Consider the following 18,484-nt stretch of genomic DNA (forward strand, 5'->3'; position numbering starts at 1 on the left):
CTCTGTGGGCAAGTCGACAAAACGCTGTAGTGACCTCAATGGCTGCGGTATACCAGGTGTACCCAGGTTGCAGGTGGTGCGACGATGGACGTTATGGGGGACAAGGCAACTCTGTTCGAGACAGGGCGTTTTGTGCATCCTTCCGGGCGGGACGAGGCCGGGGAGGTGGCTGAGGATGCTGCCGAGGAGGTTCGTCAGCGACTCGCCGCCGAATCCGGCGACGCCGAGGCGATGAGCGTCCTCGGCGCCATGTTGCTGCGCCGCGGTGATCTCGACGGAGCCGAACCCCATCTGCGCGCCGCCACCGCGGCCGGTGACCGGGCCGCCGCCAACAACCTGGGAGTCCTTCTCCATCAGCGTGGGTACGCCGACGAGGCCGCCGGGTGGTGGCGGATCGCCGCCGTCGCCGGATCCGCGGCGGCTGCGCACGCGCTGGGCCGGCACCACCGCGAACGGGGCGACGAGCCCGCCGCGGAGTACTGGCTGCGCCAGGCCGCCGAGCAGGGGCATGCGCTCGGCGCGTACGCCCTCGCCGATCTGCTGGAGCACCGCGGGGACGCCGGGGCCGAGCGGTGGATGCGGTCGGCGGCCGAGCGGGGGCACCGGGAGGCGGCGTACCGGCTGGCTCGCGCGCTCGATCGCAAGGCCGTGCCCGAGGGGGAAACCGGGGTCGACGACGGCGTCGTCGCGACGGAGGAGGCCGAGCAGTGGTACCGGCAGGCCGCCGCGCGCGGACACCGGCGGGCCGCGCTGCACCTCGGGGCGATCCTGGAGAAGCGCGGTGAGCTCAAGGAGGCCGGCCGCTGGTATCTGACGTCCGCCAAGGACGGTGAGGCGCGGGCCGCCTGCGCTCTCGGGTTCCTGCTGCGGGACGCCGGGGACACCGAGAGCGCCGCCGTGTGGTGGCTGCGGGCCGCGCAGGAGGGCGACGGCAACGCGGCGAACGCGCTGGGCGCGCTGCATGCCGAGCGAGGTGAGCCGCAGACCGCCGAGCGGTGGTACCGGGCCGCGATGGACGCCGGGGACGACAACGGGGCGTACAACCTCGGGCTGCTCTGCGCCGAGCAGGGGCGGACCGCGCAGGCCGAGCAGTGGTATCGGCGGGCCGCGTACGCAGGGCACCGGGAGGCGGCCAACGCGCTGGCGATCCTCCTGTTGCAGAGCGGGGACCCGGCCGGGGCGGAGCCGTGGTTCTCCAAGGCCGCGGAGGCGGGAAGTGTGGACGCCGCGTTCAACCTGGGGATCCTGTTCGCCGGGCGGACGGAGGAGTCGGTCGCGCTGCGGTGGTACGAGCGGGCGGCGGCGGCCGGGCACACCGAGGCGGCGTTGCAGGTCGGGATCGCGCGGCTGCGGGACGGGGACGAACAGGAGGCCGAGCGGCATTTGCGGTGTGCGGCGGGGCGAGGGAGCGCCGAGGCCGCGTATCGGCTGGCCACCGTGCTGGACGCGCGGCGGCCGCCGGAGCCCGCGCATGAGCTGGGTGAGTCGGCGCACGAGAAGAGCGAGTGCGAGGAGTGGTACGAGCGGGCCGCGTCGCAGGGGCACCGGCGGGCGCAGGTGCGGGTCGGGATGCTGGCGGCGGCTCGGGGTGACGTGGTCGAGGCGGCCCGGTGGTACCGGGAGGCGGCCGAGGCCGGGTCTCGTAACGGGGCGTTCAATCTGGGACTGCTGCTTGCCCGGGAGGGGAGTGAGCCGGAGGCGGCGGTGTGGTGGACTCGGGCGGCTGACGCGGGGCATGGGCGGGCCGCGTTGCGGCTTGCGCTGGTCTACGCGCGTCGGGGAGAGCTGGCGGAGGGGCAGCGGTGGGCCGACCGGGCGGTGTCGCTCGGGCCGGAGGAGGTTGCGGAGCGGGCGGCTCGGCTGCGGGATGCGTTGCGGCAGGAGCTGTCGGCGTGACGCTGCGGTGAGCTGGTGCGGGGTGGGTCTGGCTCGGCCTGTGCCGTCGTTGCCGTGGGGTTGTTTCGCCCCCGCCGCCCCTACCCGTCCCATCCCCAGGGGCTCCGCCCCTTCGACCCCACCAGGGGCTCCGCCCTTGGACCCCGGCGGGGACTTCGTCCCCTGCACCCCTGGTGGGGGTGCCGCTCTGCGCCCCGGCGCGCTCTTCGGCCCGGGTGGGGCCGCCTCGGTCGCCCGTGGGATCGGTGGGGGAGGGGCCTCCGTGGGTGGCGGCTGACCTGCGTTGATGCGTGGAGGTTATTGGATTTGCCTCTGTGTGTGTCCTTGACGTATTGTTCCATTCATCGACGCGGGGTGGAGCAGCTCGGTAGCTCGCTGGGCTCATAACCCAGAGGTCGCAGGTTCAAATCCTGTCCCCGCTACTGAAGGCCGAGGGCCGGAATCCGAAAGGGTTCCGGCCCTCGGTTTGTGTTCGGGGTGGGGTGGGCCGGCCGTCAGGGTCGGTGGCCCACTGCCTCCTCGTAGAGAGCTCTGTTCACGGTTTTCGGCTCGGGGAGTGTGTCGCCCTCCGTCACGCCCTGGGCGCGGTAGGCCGCCTGAAGGCGGTCGGTGGTGCCGGTGCGGATCTCCCAGTCCATGCGGAGGGGCGGGGTGGAGCGGAGGATCGCCTCGTCCGACTTCAGGAGCTTGGCCAGGTAGGTGACGAAGGTCTCGTTCTTCTTGTAGTCCGTGGCGAAGTACGTGTTGATCGTGCGGACGTACCCGCGGAGGAGGGCCACCCCCGCGTCCACGTCGTCGTCCAGCAGGCTCGGGCCGTACAGCATGCCGCCCAGGGGCTCACCCAGGGGCTGGCCACCGAGGAAGGCGTAGCCCGGTTCGCCGTCGACACGGCGCCAGACCGGGTCGAGGAGCCAGGCCGAGTCGACGCCTCCGTTCTGCAGGGCCGTGAGCACGTCCGCCGAGCCCAGTTGTTGGTACTGGATACGGTCGAGGCCGCCGCCATGGGCCTCCAGCGCCTTCTCCATCGGATAGGCGATCACCGAACCCTTGCCGATCATCGTGCCCATACGACGCCCCGCCATCGCCACCCGGTCCGGACTCTCACCGTCCCCCAGGCGCACCCACAGGCCGCTCTTCGACTTCGGGTCGGGGGAGAAGTTCCCCGCCACCCACCTGATGTCGAAGCCACCCCGGACGCCGTTCATGACCGCGGCCTCCGGGGCCGCCCACAGCGCGTCGATGTCTCCCTTGGCCAGCAGCGGGAGCGCGTCCGGCGTCGGCAGGACCTTCAGCGTGACGTCGAGGCCTTCCTGCTTGAACTCGCCCTTGTCGATGGCCACTTGGAGTGGGGCCACGTACTCGGCGCTCAAGGTGCCCGTCGCGATCGTCAGCTTCCGGGGCTCGGGTAGTGGTTGTGGGGCGGGGGCGCCGGGGCGACAGCGGGCCGGCCCGCGGGTCGGTGAGCGGTCCGCGGGGTCCGTCCAGGACGTGTCGCCGCAGCCGTCCACCGGGCGGACCGTGCGGGTCGCCAGGTCCGCCTTCGGCTGCGTGCTGTCGGCCGACGGCGAGGAACAGGCCGAAGACGCGAGCAGTACGCCGACGGCGACCACGGCACCGTAGGCGTGTCCTCTCAGGTGTCGCTTCACGGGTCTCCTCATGACTGCCCCCGTCCTCGGTCCCTCGGTGCCCATGGGGTGAGCAACCTGCCCACCAGCCGGATCAGTTCGGAGAAGAGCACACCCAGCGCGGCCACGCAGACGATGCCGACGAACATCACGTCGTTCTGGAACAGCGCGCGGGAGTCGAAGATCAGATGGCCCAGACCGTTCGTGGCGGCGATCTGTTCCGAGGCGACGATCACCAGGACCGCCACGCCCGCCGCTATCCGGGCGCCCACGAGAACCTGCGGCAACGACGCCGGCAGCAGGACGTGACGGAACATCTGCCACGGGGAGGCGCCGAAGACCCGGCCCGCGTCCTGGTGCCCGGCCGGGACCGCGATCACCGCCGACATCGTCGATATCCATACGAAGAAGAAGACCGTCGCCGCCACCAGGGCCACCTGGGGGCCCTCACCCAGGCCGAACATGTTCAGGAAGATCGGGAGCAGGGCGAGCTTCGGTACGACGTACAGGGCGTCCAGGAGAGGCTCGAGGGCGGATCGGACCAGGGGGAGGGAACCCATCAGCAGGCCGAGCGCGTAGCCCGCCGCCGTGCCGATCCCGTAGCCCGCCAGGACGCGCTTGAGTGTCGCCCACACGTCCGGCCACAGATCACCGGCCGCCGCCCGGTCCCAGCCGTCGGAGAGGATCGTCGACGGGGCCGGGTAGACGCGGTCGTCGATCCAGGCCTGGGTGGCGGCCAGTTGCCAGATGAGGACCAGGAGGAGCGGGACGGCCGCCGCGAGGGACAGTTCCAGGGCACGGCGGCGGCGGTGGGTGCGTACGGGGTGGAGTTCCCGGGGGCCGGGGCGGCGGACGATGAGCGAGTCCCGGCGCGGAGTGATCGTCGTCATGCCGGCACCGCCTCCTTCCGCAGGAGGTCCCACAGCTCGCCCCTGAGGGCCGTGAACTCGGGTGTGGAGCGGATGTCGCCGGTACGCGGACGCGGGAAGGGCGGACGGTGTTCGGCGATGATCCGGCCCGGGCGGGCGGACATCACCAGGACGCGGTCGCCGAGGACGATCGCCTCCTCCAGGCTGTGGGTGACGAAGAGCGTGGTGGTGCGGGTGGTCTGGGTGAGCTCCAGCAGCTCCTCCTGGAGGATCATGCGGAGTTGGGCGTCGAGGGCGGCGAACGGCTCGTCCATGAGGAGAAGTTCGGGTTCGACCGCGAGCGCGCGGGCGATCGCCACACGCTGACGCATGCCGCCGGAGAGGGTCGCCGGGTAGGCGTGCGCGAAGTCGGCGAGGCCCATGCGGGTCAGCCACTCGTCGGCGCGTGCGTTCGCCGCGCGGCGTGGGACACGCTGGATGTCGAGGCCGAAGCGGACGTTCGCGCGGACCGTCTTCCAGTCGTAGATGCCGTAGTCCTGGAAGATCATGGCGGCCGGGCGGGCGCTGGACGTGCGGATCTCCAGGCGGCCCGTGCTCGGGCGGAGCAGGCCCGCGGCGATCCGCAGGAGCGTGGACTTGCCGCAGCCGGAGGGGCCGACCAGGCAGACGAACTCGCCGGGGGCGACGGTGACATCGACGGGGCCCAGGGCCTCGACGGCGCGGGGTGTGCGGCCGAAGGTGCGGGTCAGTTCGGTGGCGTGGAGTTTTGGGTGCGGGTCTCCCACGATTGCTCCTTGCGGAGTTCGGTACGGGGTGGGGCGTGCCGCACGACGATATGACGACCCGTCAGATACGGGAAGGGTGCTGAAGGTGGTACGCGGCCGAAAGCCCCGGCACCCATGGGTGCCGGGGCTTTCGGGAGAGGGAGTGCTAAGCCGCCGCGCAGTTCGGGCACACGCCTCGGTACGTCACCTCGACGTCCGAGACCGTGAAGCCGAAGCGCTCCGTGTCGGGGAGGTCGGCCAGCGGGTTGCCGATGGGGTGTACGTCCCGGATGGCGCCGCACTGGCCGCAGACCAGGTGGTGGTGCGGCTGGTGGGCGTTCGGGTCGTACCGCTTGGCGCGCTTGTCAGTGGCGACCTCGAGCACCTCGCCCAGGGAGACCAGCTCGCCCAGCGTGTTGTAGACGGTCGCCCGGGAGATCTCGGGCAGCTTGACGACAGCTCTGGAGTGGACCTCGTCGGCCGTCAGGTGGACGTGTTCGCCGTCGAGGACCTCGGCCACGACGCGCCGCTGCGCGGTCATCCGCCATCCGCGTCCGCGCAGCCGTTCCAGAAGGTCACTCATACGGCACAGCCTAACAGCAGGGTGGACCAGATTCCGAATGAGTGTGACTTTGGAGTAATATTTGACTTAGACATTGTCCATTCTGAGATCGAGACCGCAGATGCCGCACTGCCTGCGGTGGGCGGACGGACCAGGCTCTCCAGGAGAGCCTGGTCCGTCCGCGCGGTCAGGCCGGGGCGTGCTGCCGGGCCGGAGCCCAGCAGCGGATGATGTCGCGCACCGACACGATGCCGACGGGCTCGTCGCGGTCGAGGACGATCAGGTGACGGAAGCCGCCGTGCGCCATGGCGCGGGCCGCCTCCTCCAGGGTCCAGGCCGGGGAGGCGAAGACGACGTCGGTGGTGGTGTGGGAGTGGACGTGCTCCGTGTCCGGGCTCTGGCCGAGCCCCACGGAGTTGAGGACGTCGCGTTCGGTCAGGATGCCGATGCCGCCGGCGTCGGGATCGAGGACGATCGCGGCGCCGACGCGGCGTGCGGACATCAGGGCGGCCGCTCTGCGGAGGGTGTGGGCGGGGCCGATGGTGAGAACCACCGTGCTCATGGCGTCGCGGACCAGCATGGGTTCCGAGTCACCTCCTTGAACCGCCGGGTTTGTTCAGCGGTTCACAAGTTCACAAATGAGGGTGCTCTCAGAGTGGCAGGTAAAGCGGAGGTCAACAAGAGGGCGCGCGCGGCCAATTGAGGGCGCGCGCGCTCATCTGCGCCTGGCGTGGGCGCCCTTTGCTTCTCGCCGGTAGCTCCGCCGCCGGTCAGTAGCGCTCGTTGAGGTAACCCAGGAACTCGTCGTGCAGAAGCCCGTTGGAGGCCGCCGCGTTGCCGCTGTGCGGGCCCGGGCGGCCGTCGAGACCGGTGAACGTGCCGCCGGCCTCCGTCACGATGATCGCGTTCGCGGCCATGTCCCAGAGGGAGAGCTCCGGTTCGGCGCAGAGGTCCACCGAGCCCTCGGCGACCATCATGTAGGGCCAGAAGTCGCCGTACGCGCGCGTGCGCCACACCTCGCGGGTCAGGTCCAGGAACCCGCCCAGGCGGCCCTGGTCCTCCCAGCCGGTGAGCGAGGAGTACGCGAAGGAGGCGTCGGAGAGCTTCGACACACGGGAGACGCGCAGCCGGGAGGCGGAGGAGAGGCTGCGGCCGGAGAAGGCGCCGTGCCCCTTCGCGGCCCACCAACGGCGGCCGAGGGCGGGAGCGGAGACCACGCCCACGACGGGCTGGAAACCGCCTTCCGCCGCCTCCATCAGGGAGATGAGGGTGGCCCAGACGGGCACCCCCCGTACGTAGTTCTTCGTGCCGTCGATCGGATCGATGACCCAGCGGCGGGGGCCCGTGCCCTCGATGCCGTACTCCTCGCCGAGGACCGCGTCGCGTGGCCGGGCGCGTTGGAGGTGGCCGCGGATGAGTTCCTCCGCGGACTTGTCCGCTTCGCTGACCGGGGTCATGTCCGGCTTCGTCTCGACCTTGAGGTCGAGGGCCTTGAAGCGGTCCATGGTTGCCGCGTCCGCCGCATCCGCGAGGACGTGGGCGAGGCGGAGGTCATCGTGGTAATCGGGCATGTAGGGAACGGTATCTGCCCAGGTGGGTACCGGCTACAGGGGGCCTTCGTGGTCGGGGTGCCCGGGACGGCAGCTTGTGCGCGCCGACCGTGCGCCTCCGCACGCCCTCGCGAACCCTTGACAGTGACTCTGTGCGCGTCAAATCTGGGCGCAGAGCCGATCGCCCCGGGAGGCGACGATGCCTGCAGCGCGGGAAACCTTGCTGGATGCCGCTCACACGGCGCTGGCGCGCCGGCCGTGGTCCGCGGTACGGATGGTGGACGTGGCCGCGGCGGCCGGAGTGTCCCGGCAGACCCTGTACAACGAGTTCGGCAGCAAGGAAGGCCTGGCTCGCGCGCTCGTCCGCCGAGAGGCGGACGGGTATCTCACGGGAGTCGAGCGGGCGCTGACCGGGCACGGCGACGTCCTGGAGCGGCTGACCGCGACCGCCGAGTGGACGGCCTCCACCGCCCGGGAGAACGCGCTCGTACGGGCCATGCTCACCGGCTGCTGGAGCGAGCGGCTGCCCTCCCCGACGTTGACGGCCGTGCGGTCCTCCTCGGCCATACCGGCGCAGCGCCGGGCGGACGGCCCGCTGCCCTCACCCGGCGACTTCGTGGCCCTCGTCCGTGACCGGGCCGTCACCGTGCTCGCCGGGCCTCACACGCCCAAGTCGCAGTCCGCCGATCTGGCCCGCTCCTGCGAACTCGTCGTCCGGCTCGCGCTGTCCTGTGCGGCCGCGCCGCCCGGCGAGGGTGGAGTGGCGGGCCTCGTACGGAGCGCGCTGCCACGCCAGTTGACGCCGTAGCGCCCGGGCCCGGCCGAGCCGGAATGTCTCAGCGGGGTGGTTGTCGGCGCAGCAACCGTCTCAGTGCAGCAACCGTCTCGGCGCAGCAACCGTCTCAGCGCAGCGCCCGTCCAAACGCGGCGGCGCTTTCGGTGCGGCGGAGCTCTCAGTGCGCCGATCCCGACAGCTGCAGTCCGATCACGCCGATGATCACCAGGCTGATCGAGACGATCTTCAGAACCGACACCAGGTCGCCGAGGAATATCATCCCGTAGATCGCCGTGCCCGCCGCGCCGATGCCCGTCCACACGGCGTAGGCCGGGCCCACGTCGAGCTTCCTCAGGGCCAGGGTCAGCAGACCGAAGCTGCCGAGTGCGAAGACGCAGAACGCGATCGTCGGCCAGAGTCTGGTGAAGCCGTGCGACAGCTTCAGACAGACGGCGAAACCGGTCTCCAGGAACCCGGCCACGATGACCAGCAGCCACGCCATGTGCTGTCCTCCCATTGGTCCACGTGCCACAGCGTCGGTGACCGCTTCGTCTGGCTTTGGTCAGGCTTGGATCCGGCTCGGTGCGATTATGCCCTTACCGGCGCTGGGGGAAGACAAACAACGCGGAGGTCAGTCGCCGTCCGTGCGTTCCCTCGTGGACAGCAGCCGGCGCAGTGAATACAGGCGGGCCGGGTCCGCGTGGCCGTCGGCCACCCACTGGTCCAGCGCGCAGTCCGGCTCGTCGTGACTGCACGCGCGCGGGCAGCCCTCGGTGCCCGGCTCCAGGTCGGGGAAGGCGTTGATCACCCGGGACGGGTCCACGTGGTGCAGGCCGAACGACCGCAGGCCCGGGGTGTCGATCACCCAGCCGTCGTCGTCTCCCAGCGGCAGCGCGAGCGCCGAGGTGGTGGTGTGACGGCCGCGCCCCGTCACCGCGTTCACATGGCCGGTGAGGCGGCGGCGGTCCTCCGGGACCAGCGCGTTCACCAGGGTCGTCTTGCCCACACCCGAGTGCCCGATGAACGCTGTGATCCTGCCGTCGAGTTCCTCGCGCACTCGGTGCACCGCTTTGCCGTTCTCCAGTTCCTCGCGGCTGGTGACGACGTAGGGGATGTCGAGGTCGCCGTAGAGCTCCAGGAGTGTGTCAGGCGGCACCAGGTCCGACTTCGTCATCACCAGCAACGGCTCCAGACCGGCGTCGAACGCGGCCACCAGGCAGCGGTCGATGAGGCGCGGGCGGGGCTCCGGATCGGCCAGCGCCGTGACGATGGCCAGTTGGTCGGCGTTGGCGACGACCACCCGCTCGTAGGGATCGTCGTCGTCGGCCGTGCGCCGCAGCACCGATGTGCGCTCCTCGATGCGGACGATGCGCGCGAGGGTGTCCTTCTTGCCGGTCAGGTCACCGATGATGGCGACCCGGTCGCCGACCACCGCGGCCTTGCGGCCCAGTTCGCGGGCCTTCATCGCCATGACGATCCGGCCGTCGACGAGGCAGGTCAGCCGGCCGCGGTCGACGGTGAGGACCATGCCCTCGACGGCGTCCTCGTGCTTGGGCCGGATATGCGTCCGGGGCCGGTTGCCCTTGCGGTTCGGGCGGGAGCGGATGTCGTCCTCGTCGGTGTGCTTGCCGTAGCGACGCATGCGAAGCCCCTATGCCTCGAGCATCCCGGACCACAGGTCGGGGAAGTCCGGCAGCGTCTTCGCCGTCGTCGCCACGTTCTCGATCCGCACCCCCTCGACCGCCAGGCCGATGATCGCGCCGGCCGTCGCCATGCGGTGGTCCTCGTACGTGTGGAATGTGCCGCCGTGCAGCGGGCGCGGGCGGATGTGCAGACCGTCGGCGGTCTCGGTGACGTCACCGCCGAGTTCGTTGATCTCCTTGGTCAGCGCGGCCAGCCTGTCCGTCTCGTGCAGACGGAGATGGGCCACGCCCCGGAGGGTGGAGGGGGAGTCCGCGAGGGCCGCGACCGCCGCGATGCCCGGGGTCAGCTCGCCGACCTCGCCCAGGTCGACGTCGATGCCGTGGACAGCACCCGATCCGGTGAACTGCAGTCCGTACTCGGTCAGTTCGCAGGTGCCGCCCATTTCGGTGAAGATCTCACGCAGCCGGTCGCCGGGCTGGGTGGTGCGGGCGGGCCAGTCCGGGACCACGACCTTGCCGCCGGTCACCAGGGCCGCCGCCAGGAACGGCTGGGCGTTGGAGAGGTCCGGCTCGATGGTCAGGTCACGGCCGAGCAGGGCGCCCGGGGTGACCCGCCAGACGTTCGGCTCGCCGCCCGACTCCGGGGTGTCCACCTGGGCGCCGACCGCGCGCAGCATGTCGACGGTCATCCGGATGTGCGGCATGGAGGGCAGCGTGGAACCGGTGTGGCGGACCTCCACACCCTGGTTGAAGCGCGGGGCGGACAGCAGGAGGGCGCTCACGAACTGGGACGACGAGGACGCGTCGATCTCCACCGGGCCGCCGTCCAGGGCACCCCCGCCGTGCACCGTCAGCGGCAACGCGCCGCGGCCGTCGTCGTCGATACGGGCACCGAGGACCCGCAGCGCGTCGATCACGCCGTGCAGGGGACGTTCGTACGACCTCGGGTCGCCGTCGAAGTGGATGGGGCCGTCGGCGAGCGTCGCGATCGGCGGCAGGAAGCGCATCACCGTGCCGGCGTTGCCGACGTCGACGGTGGCCGGGCCGAACAGGCCGGCCGGCAGCACCCGCCAGGTCTCACCGGTGCCGTCGGGGCCGACGCCCTCCTCGATGCCGACGCCCATCGTGCGCAGCGCACCGGCCATCAGCAGGGTGTCGCGGGAGCGGAGGGGGCGGCGCAGCCAGCCCGGTTCGGAGGCCAGGGCCGCGAGCACCAGGGCGCGGTTGGTGACCGACTTGGACCCGGGTACGTGGACCGTTGCGTCGACGGCGCCGCTCGCGTGCGGGGCGGGCCAGAGGGCGGTGTCTGCGGGGTTCGGGGCCATGGGGCCACTCTATAAGGAGGCGGTGAGTCGAGTGCGGGAGCGTTGTGGCTGGTCGCACCCACGGGACGGAGCCGCATCGGGGCACCACCCCGCGCCCCTGTCCCGCCCCGTCGGATGCCGCGTCACACCTCCAGCAGCCAGCGCCCCCCACCCATCACCGAGCACAGCGAAACCGCGTGGAACAGGAACAGCCACAACCCCGCCGGTACGTGCGTCAGCCGCGACAACTGATCCGCGTCCGAGTCACCCGCGCCGCCGCGCGCCCGCTTCGCCTGGAGTTCGAACGCCGGGCGCACCCCGCCGATCAGCAGGAACCAGACCACCGCGTACGCGAACGCGGCCTGAACCTGGGGGCCGGACAGCCAGGACACCGCCACGAAGGTCCCGCCGGTGACGAGCACGGTGAGCGCGCCGTAGGCGTTGCGGATCATCACGAGCATCGCGATCAGCAGGGCGGTCGCCAGCCACAGCAGGGCCGTGATGTGTCCGCTGGCGAGCAGCGCGGCGCCGCCGAGGCCGAGCAGCGGGGGAGCGGTGTAGCCGGCGGCGGCCGTGAGGATCATGCCGAGACCGTGCGGCTTGCCGCGACTGACGGTCAGCCCACTCGTGTCCGAGTGCAGCCGTATGCCGGTGAGGGTGCGACCGGTGAGCAGCGCGATCAGGCCGTGCCCGCCCTCGTGCGCGATGGTGACGGCGTTGCGCGATATGCGCCACAGGGGGTGCGGGACGACCACGGCGAGCGAGGCGCCCAACGTCGCGAGCACCACCCACAGGTCGGGGTCGGGCTGGCTGCCGAAGATCTCGTCCCAGAGGGAGGCGAGCGATTCGGATGCGGTGGTGTGCATGGTCGGCGGTGGCTCCGGTGGGTGTCGGTCAACAGGGTCTGGTGCGCGCCGCGATCGGCGGCGAGTGGTGGTCGGGCGACGGGTGGGCCTGGCAGTGTGGCACGTATGTGCGGACGGTATGCAGCGAGTCGTGGACCCGAGGATCTCGCAGGAACCTTTGAGGTCGAGAAGTGGGAGCCCGAGGAGACCCTGGCCCCCGACTACAACGTGGCCCCGACCAAGGAGGTCTACGTGGTCCTCGACCGCCCTCTCAAGGACGCGGACGACCCGCGACCGGTTCGCCAGCTGCGGAAGCTGAAGTGGGGGCTGGTCCCGAGCTGGTCCAAGACCCCCGAGGGCGCGGCCCGGATGATCAACGCGCGCGCTGAGACCGTCCACGAGAAGCCGTCGTACCGGCGCGCCTTCGCCGCCCGGCGCTGCGTCATCCCCGCCGACGGCTACTACGAGTGGGTCACCGGGGCGCAGGAGCGGGACCTGGAGGTCGAGGGGAAGAAGAAGCGGCCGCGCAAACAGCCCTACTTCGTGCTCCCCGCCGACGGGTCCGTGTTCGCGATGGCCGGGCTGTACGAGTTCTGGCGGGACAAGACGCTGCCCGACGACCACCCGCGGGCCTGGTGGGTGACCTGCTCGGTGATCACCACGGAGGCCGAGACGAGCCCGCTCGCGGTGGCGCCCGAGCCGGGGCCGCACTCGCTGGCGGAGATCCACCCCCGGATGCCGCTGATGCTGACCCCGGACCGCTGGGACGCGTGGCTGGACCCGTCCCGCACGGACCCCGACGATCTGCGCGCGCTGCTGGCGCCGCCGCCCGAGGGGCTGATGCGGGCGTACCCGGTGACCACCGCGGTCAGCAACGTCCGCAACAACGGACCGGAGCTGCTGAAGGAGCTGGAAGGGCCCGAAGAGGGCACACTCTTCTGACGTGACAGAGATCATTGACACCGATGCCGGTGCCGCCCGCATCACCTGGCACGAGGCGAAGAAGGCCCGGCTGGTGCTGGCCGTCGGCCATGGCGCCGGAGGTGGCATCGAGGCACGCGACCTGCGGGCACTCGCCCAGACACTCCCGGCGCACGGCGTGACGGTGGCCCTCGTCGAACAGCCCTGGCGGGTGGCCGGGAAGAAGCTGGCGCCCGCGCCCAGGACGCTGGACGTGGGGTGGCGGGGCGTCTGGCCCGCCCTCGCCGAGCCCGGACTGCCCGTGATCTCCGGCGGACGCAGCGCCGGGGCCCGCGTCGCCTGCCGTACCGCCACCGAACTGGGCGCACACGCCGTGCTCGCCCTCAGCTTCCCGCTGCACCCTCCGGGCAAGCCCGAGAAGTCCCGCGCCGGGGAACTGCTCGGGGCCGGGGTGCCCACCCTCGTAGTACAAGGGGGGAACGACCCGTTCGGGAAGCCGGAGGAGTTCCCCGAAGGGGCGTACGAACTGGTCGAGGTTCCGCACGGCGATCACGGCTTCGCGGTGCCGAAGCGGGCGGAGATCACCGAGGAGCAGGCAGTGAGGCTCATCACTGCAGGTGTCCTCGCGTGGGCCGCGTCACTGGAGTAATGGCTCGGGAATGTTGCGGACCGGGCCCGGCGTTGTGGCGGACAGAAGTGCTGAAGTACCGGCACCGACGTCGAAGGAGAGGAAGTCCGCCGCATGGGTTCGACCACCTGCCCGAGCCGCAGCGCCCGCGCCGACCTGGACTGGACGGTGCTGCACGCGGCGAAGACCGCCCCTATTCGGGCGGCGGGCGGACCGGATCGTCGTCTATCCTCCGATTCTGGCGCGACCGGTCTCGGTCACGTCCGGAATCTTGAGGAGGTGGGTCCGGTCACCGGTACCGACGCAGGGACCGATCACGGCCAGGCGGAGCAGCCCGAGGGCCAGGGCGGCAAGGGCGCCGAGTCTGCCGCGGAGCGCAGTGCGCGCTTCGAGCGGGACGCGCTCGAGTTCCTCGACCAGATGTACTCGGCCGCTCTGCGTATGACGCGCAACCCGGCCGACGCCGAGGACCTGGTGCAGGAGACGTACGCCAAGGCGTACGCGTCCTTCCACCAGTTCCGCGAGGGCACCAACCTCAAGGCGTGGCTGTACCGGATCCTCACCAACACCTTCATCAACTCGTACCGCAAGAAGCAGCGCGAACCCCAGCGCTCCGCGGCCGAGGAGATCGAGGACTGGCAGCTCGCCCGCGCCGAGTCGCACATGTCGACCGGTCTGCGCTCAGCCGAGTCGCAGGCGCTCGACCACCTGCCCGACTCGGACGTGAAGGAAGCACTTCAGACGATCCCTGAGGAATTCCGCATCGCCGTCTATCTCGCGGACGTCGAGGGCTTTGCGTACAAGGAGATCGCGGACATCATGGGGACACCCATCGGAACGGTGATGTCCCGGCTGCACCGGGGCCGCCGTCAACTGCGCGGCATGCTCGAGGACTACGCCCGTGAGCGCGGGCTGGTCCCGGCCGGTGCCGGAGAGTCGAACGAAGCGAAAGGTTCGGGCTCATGAGCTGCGGAGAGCCGCACGAGACGGACTGCAGTGAGGTACTCGATCATCTCTACGAGTTCCTCGACAGTGAGATGCCGGACGTCGACCGCGACAAGTTCAAGCAGCACTTCACCGAGTGCTCGCCGTGCCTGGAGAAGTACGGCCTGGAAGAGGCCGTGAAGAAGCTGGTCAAGCGGTGCTGCGGCCATGACGACGTGCCGACCGACCTGCGCTCCAAGGTCCTGGGGCGGCTCGACCTGATCCGCTCCGGCCAGGCCGTGCCCGACCACGACATCACCGCGAGCCCGCAGGAGTCCTGAACTCCCGTCCGGGCACGCCTCGATCGGGTCGCCGGCGCACGCGCAACGGCCAGTCACCACCCGAACGTGCTAATGCGGGCCATAAGCCCGCGCTTCCCCTCCCGCCGCCTTAGGCTCCAAACCCGGAGCAGGCATGGCCGGGGAGGGGCGCGATGGACGCGGTACCGGCACGGGCACGTGCGTATGTCGTCTGTGTCGTCGTCCTCGCGCTGATCTGTCTGGCCCCGCTGCCGACCGTGCGGACACCCTGGTGGACGATCGCCCTGCTCGCCGCGCTGTACGCCGGCTGCGAGCGGGCCGCCGCCCGATGGCGGTTCGCCGGAACGTTCCACCCTGTGCTGCTCGCCGGGGCCTTTCTGCTCGCACCCGCTGCCGCGGCGCTGGTCGCGCTGCCGGGGGCACTGCTGTCCCGCGTCGAGCAGCGGTCGCGATGGCTGCGGCGGGTGTGGCGGGCGGCTCAGCTCGGCGTCGGTGTGTGGGTGGCCGCGCGGGTGTACTGGGCGTTCGGCGGACAGGACGCCGTCGGCGCCCCCGACTTCCCGTACGCGCTCGCCCCGGCCGGTGCCGCCGTGCTCGCGTTCTGCCTGGTGCTGAGCGTGCTGGAGGCGGGAATCCTGGTCGTCGCCGAACGCGTTCCGCCACGACGGGCCTGCCGGGGGCTGTTTCTGCGGTCCCTCGCGCCGGTCGCCGTGCACGGTCTCGCCGGGCTGATGATGGCCGTGCTGTGGCGCAGCCCGTACGGGCCCGTCGCCGCGCTGCTGGTCCTGCTGCCGATGTGCGTGTCCTGGTGGGTGTTCGCGCAGTACCACCGGGAGCGGGCCGCCCACCAGGCGACGATCCGAGCGCTCGTGCAGGCCGTGGACATCAAGGACGGCTACACGCGCGGGCACAGCGAGCGGGTCGGGCAGGCCTCGATGATGATCGCCCGCGAACTGGGAATGCCCGAAGAGCGGGTGGAGGTGCTCCGGTTCGCCGGGATCCTGCACGACGTGGGGAAGCTGGGCGTGCCCACGCGGCTGCTGCGCAAGGACGGCCCGCTGACCCCCGAGGAGCGGCGGGTGATCGAGCTGCATCCCGAGTACGGGCACGAGATGGTGCGAGGAATCTCCTTCCTCGGGGAGGCCCGGGCGGCCGTTCTGCACCACCACGAGCGGCTGGACGGAAGCGGCTACCCGTACGGACTGGCGGGCGGTCAGATCCCGGAGTCCGCACGGGTGGTGGCCGTCGCCGACGCGTTCGACGCGATGACGTCCACCCGGTCCTACCGGCGTGCGCGGCCCCTGCACGCGGCCCTGGAGGAACTGGACCGCTGTGCCGGAACCCAGTTCGACCCCCGGATGGTGACGGCCCTCGTGCGAGCACTGGGCCGATGGGGGTACCCCCGCCCGAGCGAGGCCGAGAGCGGGGGAGGCTGGTACCCCGCCGTCACCGCGGACGAGGCGCCACACCCGCCCCGGCCCCGCTCCTCGGCCGCCCGCCTGCCGGGAGCACACCGATGAACGGCCGTCGGCCTCCCCTTCTCCTCACCCTCGTCCACACCTGTGCCGCCCTCCTCGCCTCGCTCTCTCTCGCCGTCACCTTCTGGACCGGCCTCGAAGAACGCGGTGTCGCCCTCGCCTTCGGAGTGCTGGTCACCGTCGGTGAGCTCACCCGGTGGACCGGCGCCCAGGGCAGGGAGGCCGCTCCGTTAGCGGCCGCGGGGGCGCTGTCGTACGCCCTGCAAGGGGCGGACGCCGGGCAGCCGACGCGGCACGGAGCCCTCCAGGTCGTCAGCGTCGTACTCGCCGCGGCCCTCCTCGGCAGCGTGCCGCACATCGCGCGCGGGCACGGTCCGACCCTGGACCATCTGGCCCGGCGGGTGCTCACCGTCGGGTTCGCCGCCGCGTGCTTCCAACCCCTGTATCACCAGGGGACGTTCGGGAAGTGGGGCGGCCCGGCGTACGCCCTGCTGGTGCTCGCGCTGCTCTCGCTCACCGCGCTGTGCGACGCCGTGCTGGCCGCGGCGCTGGCCCACTCCCGCAGTCGCTGGCCCTTCGGCCCGTTGCTGCGGGACGAGTTGCGGGCGCTGCTCGGGATCGGGTCCGCCGTCTGCGCGACCGGGGCCGTGATGGCGCTCGCGGTGGCCGTCGTCGGACTGTGGGCGGTGCCCGTGTTCTCGCTGCCGCTGCTGCTCACCCAGCTGTCCCTGCGGCGCTACGCCGCCGTCCGGGCCACCTACCGGCAGACCATCGCCTCCCTCGCCCGGGCCACCGAGATTGCCGGCTACACCCCCGCCGGGCACGCCCGCCGGGTCGCCACGCTCAGCCTCGCGGTCGGCCGGGACCTCGGGCTGTCCGGATCCGAGCTCACCGTTCTGGAGTACGCGGCCCTCATGCACGACATCGGACAGCTGAGCCTCGTCGACCCCGTACCGGCGGGTGCCACCGCCACGCTGCCCCAGTCGGAGCAGCGGCGCATCGCCCTGCTGGGCGGCGCCGTGGTCCGGCAGACCGGGGTGAACGCGCAGGTGGCGGCGGTGGTGGAGCGGCAGGCCGACCCCTGCGCGGAGCAGCCGCTCGGCGCGCGGATCGTGCGGGCCGTCAACGCCTACGAGGAGAAGGCACGGGAGGCCGGGCCCGGCGGGCCCCTGGCGGCGCTGGAGGAGCTGCGCCTGGGCGGTGCCGGGGCGTACGCGCCCGAGGTGGTCGCGGCGCTGGCCAGAGTCCTGGCAAGGGACTGTCTGACCCCCGCCCAGGCTGGGTAACCCATGGGTAATGAGCGCCCTTCCAGCCGTACGTGGTTGGATGCGATGGAGAGGGTGTCCGGGGGCACAGCCAGCCCACTGAACGGAACTGGCAGGCGGGAATCGTGAGGATCTTCGGCAAGGGACGGCACCGGCCCTCCGCCTCCTGGCGGCAGGCCACAGACCGCGCGTTCACGCTGATCGGCGACGGTCGGTACGAGGACGCAGGCGCACTGCTGACGCGGGCCGCCGATCTGGAGCCCTGGCTGTCGGAGTCCTGGTTCAACCTCGCTCTCCTCCACAAGTTCCGGCACGACTGGGAGCAGGCCCGGGCGGCGGGGCTGCGTGCCGTGGCCCTGCTCGACCGGGAGACCGGGGCACCCGACTGGTGGAACGTCGGCATCGCCGCCACCGCCCTCCAGGACTGGCCGCTGGCGCGGCGGTCCTGGCAGGCGTACGGGCTGCGGGTGCCCGGCGGCGCCACGGCGAACGGCGAACCGCTCGGCATGGACCTCGGCAGCGCGGCCGTACGCCTGTCCCCGGAAGGGGAGGCCGAGGTGGTGTGGGGGCGGCGGCTGGATCCCGCCCGCATCGAGGTGCTGTCCATTCCGCTGCCGTCGTCCGGGCGTCGCTGGGGCGAGGTCGTCCTGCACGACGGGGTGCCGCACGGGGAGCGGACCACCACGGCCGGGCACTCCTATCCGGTGTTCGACGAGATCGAGCTGTGGGCGCCGTCGCCGGTGCCCACCTGGGTGGTGCTGCTGGAGGCCGCGAGCGAGGCCGACCGGGACGCGCTGGAGCAGTTGGCCGCCGACGCGGGCTTCGCGGCGGAGGACTGGTCCTCGTCCGTGCGTCTGCTGTGCCGGATGTGCTCCGAGTCGCGGATGCCGTCCGACGAGGGCGACGGGGAGCATCTCGACCCGCATGATCACAGTGAGCCGGGGCATCCCGGGCCGCTTCAGCACCGGACCGACGGGCAGCTGTGGGTGCCGGAGCGGGAGTGCGGGGTGGCCGCGCCGGCGTCGCTGGTCCGGGGATTGCTGGACGGGTGGGTCGCGGACAGCCCCGAGTCCAGGGACTGGCGGGATCTGGAAGAGGTCTGCTGAACGGATCCT

Annotated in this window: 19 protein-coding genes and 1 tRNA gene; 10 read left to right on the forward strand and 10 right to left on the reverse strand. The window is 71.6% G+C overall.

What is annotated here, in order from left to right; all coding sequences use genetic code 11:
* Positions 1–84 precede the first annotated feature (84 nt).
* Together OHA64_RS31875 and OHA64_RS31880 are read left to right on the forward strand one after the other, a co-directional pair.
* Entirely contained in the window at positions 85–1,896 is a 1,812-nt protein-coding gene (locus OHA64_RS31875; protein WP_405618956.1) for a tetratricopeptide repeat protein, read from the forward strand.
* Between the two features lie 348 nt (positions 1,897–2,244).
* Positions 2,245–2,318, forward strand: a tRNA-Met gene (locus OHA64_RS31880).
* Positions 2,319–2,390: 72 nt separating this feature from the next.
* Here the strand turns inward: OHA64_RS31880 and OHA64_RS31885 are convergent.
* The 6 genes from OHA64_RS31885 to hisN all read right to left on the reverse strand — a co-directional run bounded on the left by OHA64_RS31885 (position 2,391) and on the right by hisN (position 7,287).
* Positions 2,391–3,542, reverse strand: a complete 1,152-nt coding sequence (locus OHA64_RS31885) for an ABC transporter substrate-binding protein (RefSeq protein ID WP_405618958.1) — start codon at positions 3,540–3,542, stop codon at positions 2,391–2,393.
* 8 nt (positions 3,543–3,550) lie between these two features.
* Entirely contained in the window at positions 3,551–4,411 is an 861-nt protein-coding gene (locus tag OHA64_RS31890) for an ABC transporter permease (protein ID WP_405618960.1), read from the reverse strand.
* Entirely contained in the window at positions 4,408–5,175 is a 768-nt protein-coding gene (locus tag OHA64_RS31895; protein WP_405618962.1) for an ABC transporter ATP-binding protein, read from the reverse strand. Before OHA64_RS31895 ends, OHA64_RS31890 begins: the two co-directional genes overlap by 4 nt.
* A gap of 145 nt (positions 5,176–5,320) precedes the next feature.
* Entirely contained in the window at positions 5,321–5,737 is a 417-nt protein-coding gene (locus OHA64_RS31900) for a Fur family transcriptional regulator (RefSeq protein WP_405618964.1), read from the reverse strand.
* A 166-nt stretch (positions 5,738–5,903) separates the two neighbouring features.
* Entirely contained in the window at positions 5,904–6,296 is a 393-nt protein-coding gene (locus OHA64_RS31905; RefSeq protein ID WP_405618966.1) for a cyclic nucleotide-binding/CBS domain-containing protein, read from the reverse strand.
* Positions 6,297–6,486: 190 nt separating this feature from the next.
* Entirely contained in the window at positions 6,487–7,287 is an 801-nt protein-coding gene (gene hisN, locus OHA64_RS31910; RefSeq protein ID WP_405618968.1) for a histidinol-phosphatase, read from the reverse strand.
* A gap of 178 nt (positions 7,288–7,465) precedes the next feature.
* Here hisN and OHA64_RS31915 point away from each other — a divergent pair, with 178 nt between their 5' ends.
* Positions 7,466–8,074, forward strand: a complete 609-nt coding sequence (locus tag OHA64_RS31915; protein ID WP_405618970.1) for a TetR/AcrR family transcriptional regulator — start codon at positions 7,466–7,468, stop codon at positions 8,072–8,074.
* A 145-nt stretch (positions 8,075–8,219) separates the two neighbouring features.
* On the opposite strand, the gene OHA64_RS31920 is transcribed toward OHA64_RS31915, so the two are convergent.
* The 4 genes from OHA64_RS31920 to OHA64_RS31935 form a co-directional block, all read right to left on the reverse strand.
* The gene (locus tag OHA64_RS31920) at positions 8,220–8,543 is read right to left on the reverse strand and encodes a DMT family transporter (RefSeq protein WP_405618972.1); all 324 of its coding nucleotides are present in this window, start codon (positions 8,541–8,543) and stop codon (positions 8,220–8,222) included.
* Between the two features lie 129 nt (positions 8,544–8,672).
* On the reverse strand, positions 8,673–9,683 hold the full coding sequence (rsgA, locus tag OHA64_RS31925) for a ribosome small subunit-dependent GTPase A (RefSeq protein WP_405618974.1): 1,011 nt from the start codon (positions 9,681–9,683) through the stop codon (positions 8,673–8,675).
* A gap of 9 nt (positions 9,684–9,692) precedes the next feature.
* Positions 9,693–11,009 carry a 3-phosphoshikimate 1-carboxyvinyltransferase gene (gene aroA / locus OHA64_RS31930; RefSeq protein ID WP_405618976.1) on the reverse strand — a complete coding sequence of 439 codons (1,317 nt, stop codon included), beginning with the start codon at positions 11,007–11,009 and terminating at the stop codon, positions 9,693–9,695.
* Positions 11,010–11,131: 122 nt separating this feature from the next.
* A complete protein-coding gene (locus OHA64_RS31935) occupies positions 11,132–11,854 on the reverse strand; it encodes a M50 family metallopeptidase (RefSeq protein WP_405618978.1) in 723 nt (240 codons plus the stop codon).
* A 105-nt stretch (positions 11,855–11,959) separates the two neighbouring features.
* On the opposite strand from OHA64_RS31935, the gene OHA64_RS31940 reads away from it, so the two are divergent.
* The 7 genes from OHA64_RS31940 (at position 11,960) to OHA64_RS31970 (ending at position 18,475) form a co-directional block, all read left to right on the forward strand.
* Positions 11,960–12,775 carry an SOS response-associated peptidase gene (locus OHA64_RS31940; RefSeq protein WP_405618980.1) on the forward strand — a complete coding sequence of 272 codons (816 nt, stop codon included), beginning with the start codon at positions 11,960–11,962 and terminating at the stop codon, positions 12,773–12,775.
* 1 nt (position 12,776) lies between these two features.
* Entirely contained in the window at positions 12,777–13,403 is a 627-nt protein-coding gene (locus OHA64_RS31945) for an alpha/beta family hydrolase (RefSeq protein WP_405618982.1), read from the forward strand.
* Between the two features lie 258 nt (positions 13,404–13,661).
* The gene (gene sigR, locus OHA64_RS31950) at positions 13,662–14,348 is read left to right on the forward strand and encodes an RNA polymerase sigma factor SigR (RefSeq protein ID WP_405624208.1); all 687 of its coding nucleotides are present in this window, start codon (positions 13,662–13,664) and stop codon (positions 14,346–14,348) included.
* Entirely contained in the window at positions 14,345–14,647 is a 303-nt protein-coding gene (gene rsrA / locus OHA64_RS31955) for a mycothiol system anti-sigma-R factor (RefSeq protein WP_405618984.1), read from the forward strand. The genes sigR and rsrA overlap by 4 nt, the downstream gene beginning before the upstream one ends.
* 152 nt (positions 14,648–14,799) lie before the next feature.
* Positions 14,800–16,146 (forward strand): HD-GYP domain-containing protein, encoded by a 1,347-nt coding sequence (locus OHA64_RS31960; RefSeq protein ID WP_405618986.1) that lies wholly within the window; start codon positions 14,800–14,802, stop codon positions 16,144–16,146.
* Positions 16,143–17,390 (forward strand): HD-GYP domain-containing protein, encoded by a 1,248-nt coding sequence (locus OHA64_RS31965; protein ID WP_405618988.1) that lies wholly within the window; start codon positions 16,143–16,145, stop codon positions 17,388–17,390. Before OHA64_RS31960 ends, OHA64_RS31965 begins: the two co-directional genes overlap by 4 nt.
* Before the next feature lie 104 nt (positions 17,391–17,494).
* Positions 17,495–18,475 carry a tetratricopeptide repeat protein gene (locus OHA64_RS31970; protein WP_405618990.1) on the forward strand — a complete coding sequence of 327 codons (981 nt, stop codon included), beginning with the start codon at positions 17,495–17,497 and terminating at the stop codon, positions 18,473–18,475.
* The last annotated feature ends 9 nt before the right edge of the window (positions 18,476–18,484 follow it).

Source organism: Streptomyces sp. NBC_00076, from assembly GCF_045041235.1.
In the GTDB taxonomy this organism is placed as follows: domain Bacteria; phylum Actinomycetota; class Actinomycetes; order Streptomycetales; family Streptomycetaceae; genus Streptomyces.

Excerpts from the sequence above, each read along its gene's own strand:
- OHA64_RS31875 (WP_405618956.1), top strand. The coding sequence starts at position 85 with ATGGACGTTATGGGGGACAAGGCAACTCTGTTCGAGACAGGGCGTTTT.
- OHA64_RS31890 (WP_405618960.1), bottom strand. The coding sequence starts at position 4,411 with ATGACGACGATCACTCCGCGCCGGGACTCGCTCATCGTCCGCCGCCCC.
- OHA64_RS31900 (WP_405618964.1), bottom strand. The coding sequence starts at position 5,737 with ATGAGTGACCTTCTGGAACGGCTGCGCGGACGCGGATGGCGGATGACC.
- OHA64_RS31905 (WP_405618966.1), bottom strand. The coding sequence starts at position 6,296 with ATGCTGGTCCGCGACGCCATGAGCACGGTGGTTCTCACCATCGGCCCC.
- hisN (WP_405618968.1), bottom strand. The coding sequence starts at position 7,287 with ATGCCCGATTACCACGATGACCTCCGCCTCGCCCACGTCCTCGCGGAT.
- OHA64_RS31915 (WP_405618970.1), top strand. The coding sequence starts at position 7,466 with ATGCCTGCAGCGCGGGAAACCTTGCTGGATGCCGCTCACACGGCGCTG.
- OHA64_RS31920 (WP_405618972.1), bottom strand. The coding sequence starts at position 8,543 with ATGGCGTGGCTGCTGGTCATCGTGGCCGGGTTCCTGGAGACCGGTTTC.
- rsgA (WP_405618974.1), bottom strand. The coding sequence starts at position 9,683 with ATGCGTCGCTACGGCAAGCACACCGACGAGGACGACATCCGCTCCCGC.
- aroA (WP_405618976.1), bottom strand. The coding sequence starts at position 11,009 with ATGGCCCCGAACCCCGCAGACACCGCCCTCTGGCCCGCCCCGCACGCG.
- OHA64_RS31935 (WP_405618978.1), bottom strand. The coding sequence starts at position 11,854 with ATGCACACCACCGCATCCGAATCGCTCGCCTCCCTCTGGGACGAGATC.
- OHA64_RS31940 (WP_405618980.1), top strand. The coding sequence starts at position 11,960 with ATGTGCGGACGGTATGCAGCGAGTCGTGGACCCGAGGATCTCGCAGGA.
- rsrA (WP_405618984.1), top strand. The coding sequence starts at position 14,345 with ATGAGCTGCGGAGAGCCGCACGAGACGGACTGCAGTGAGGTACTCGAT.
- OHA64_RS31960 (WP_405618986.1), top strand. The coding sequence starts at position 14,800 with ATGGACGCGGTACCGGCACGGGCACGTGCGTATGTCGTCTGTGTCGTC.
- OHA64_RS31965 (WP_405618988.1), top strand. The coding sequence starts at position 16,143 with ATGAACGGCCGTCGGCCTCCCCTTCTCCTCACCCTCGTCCACACCTGT.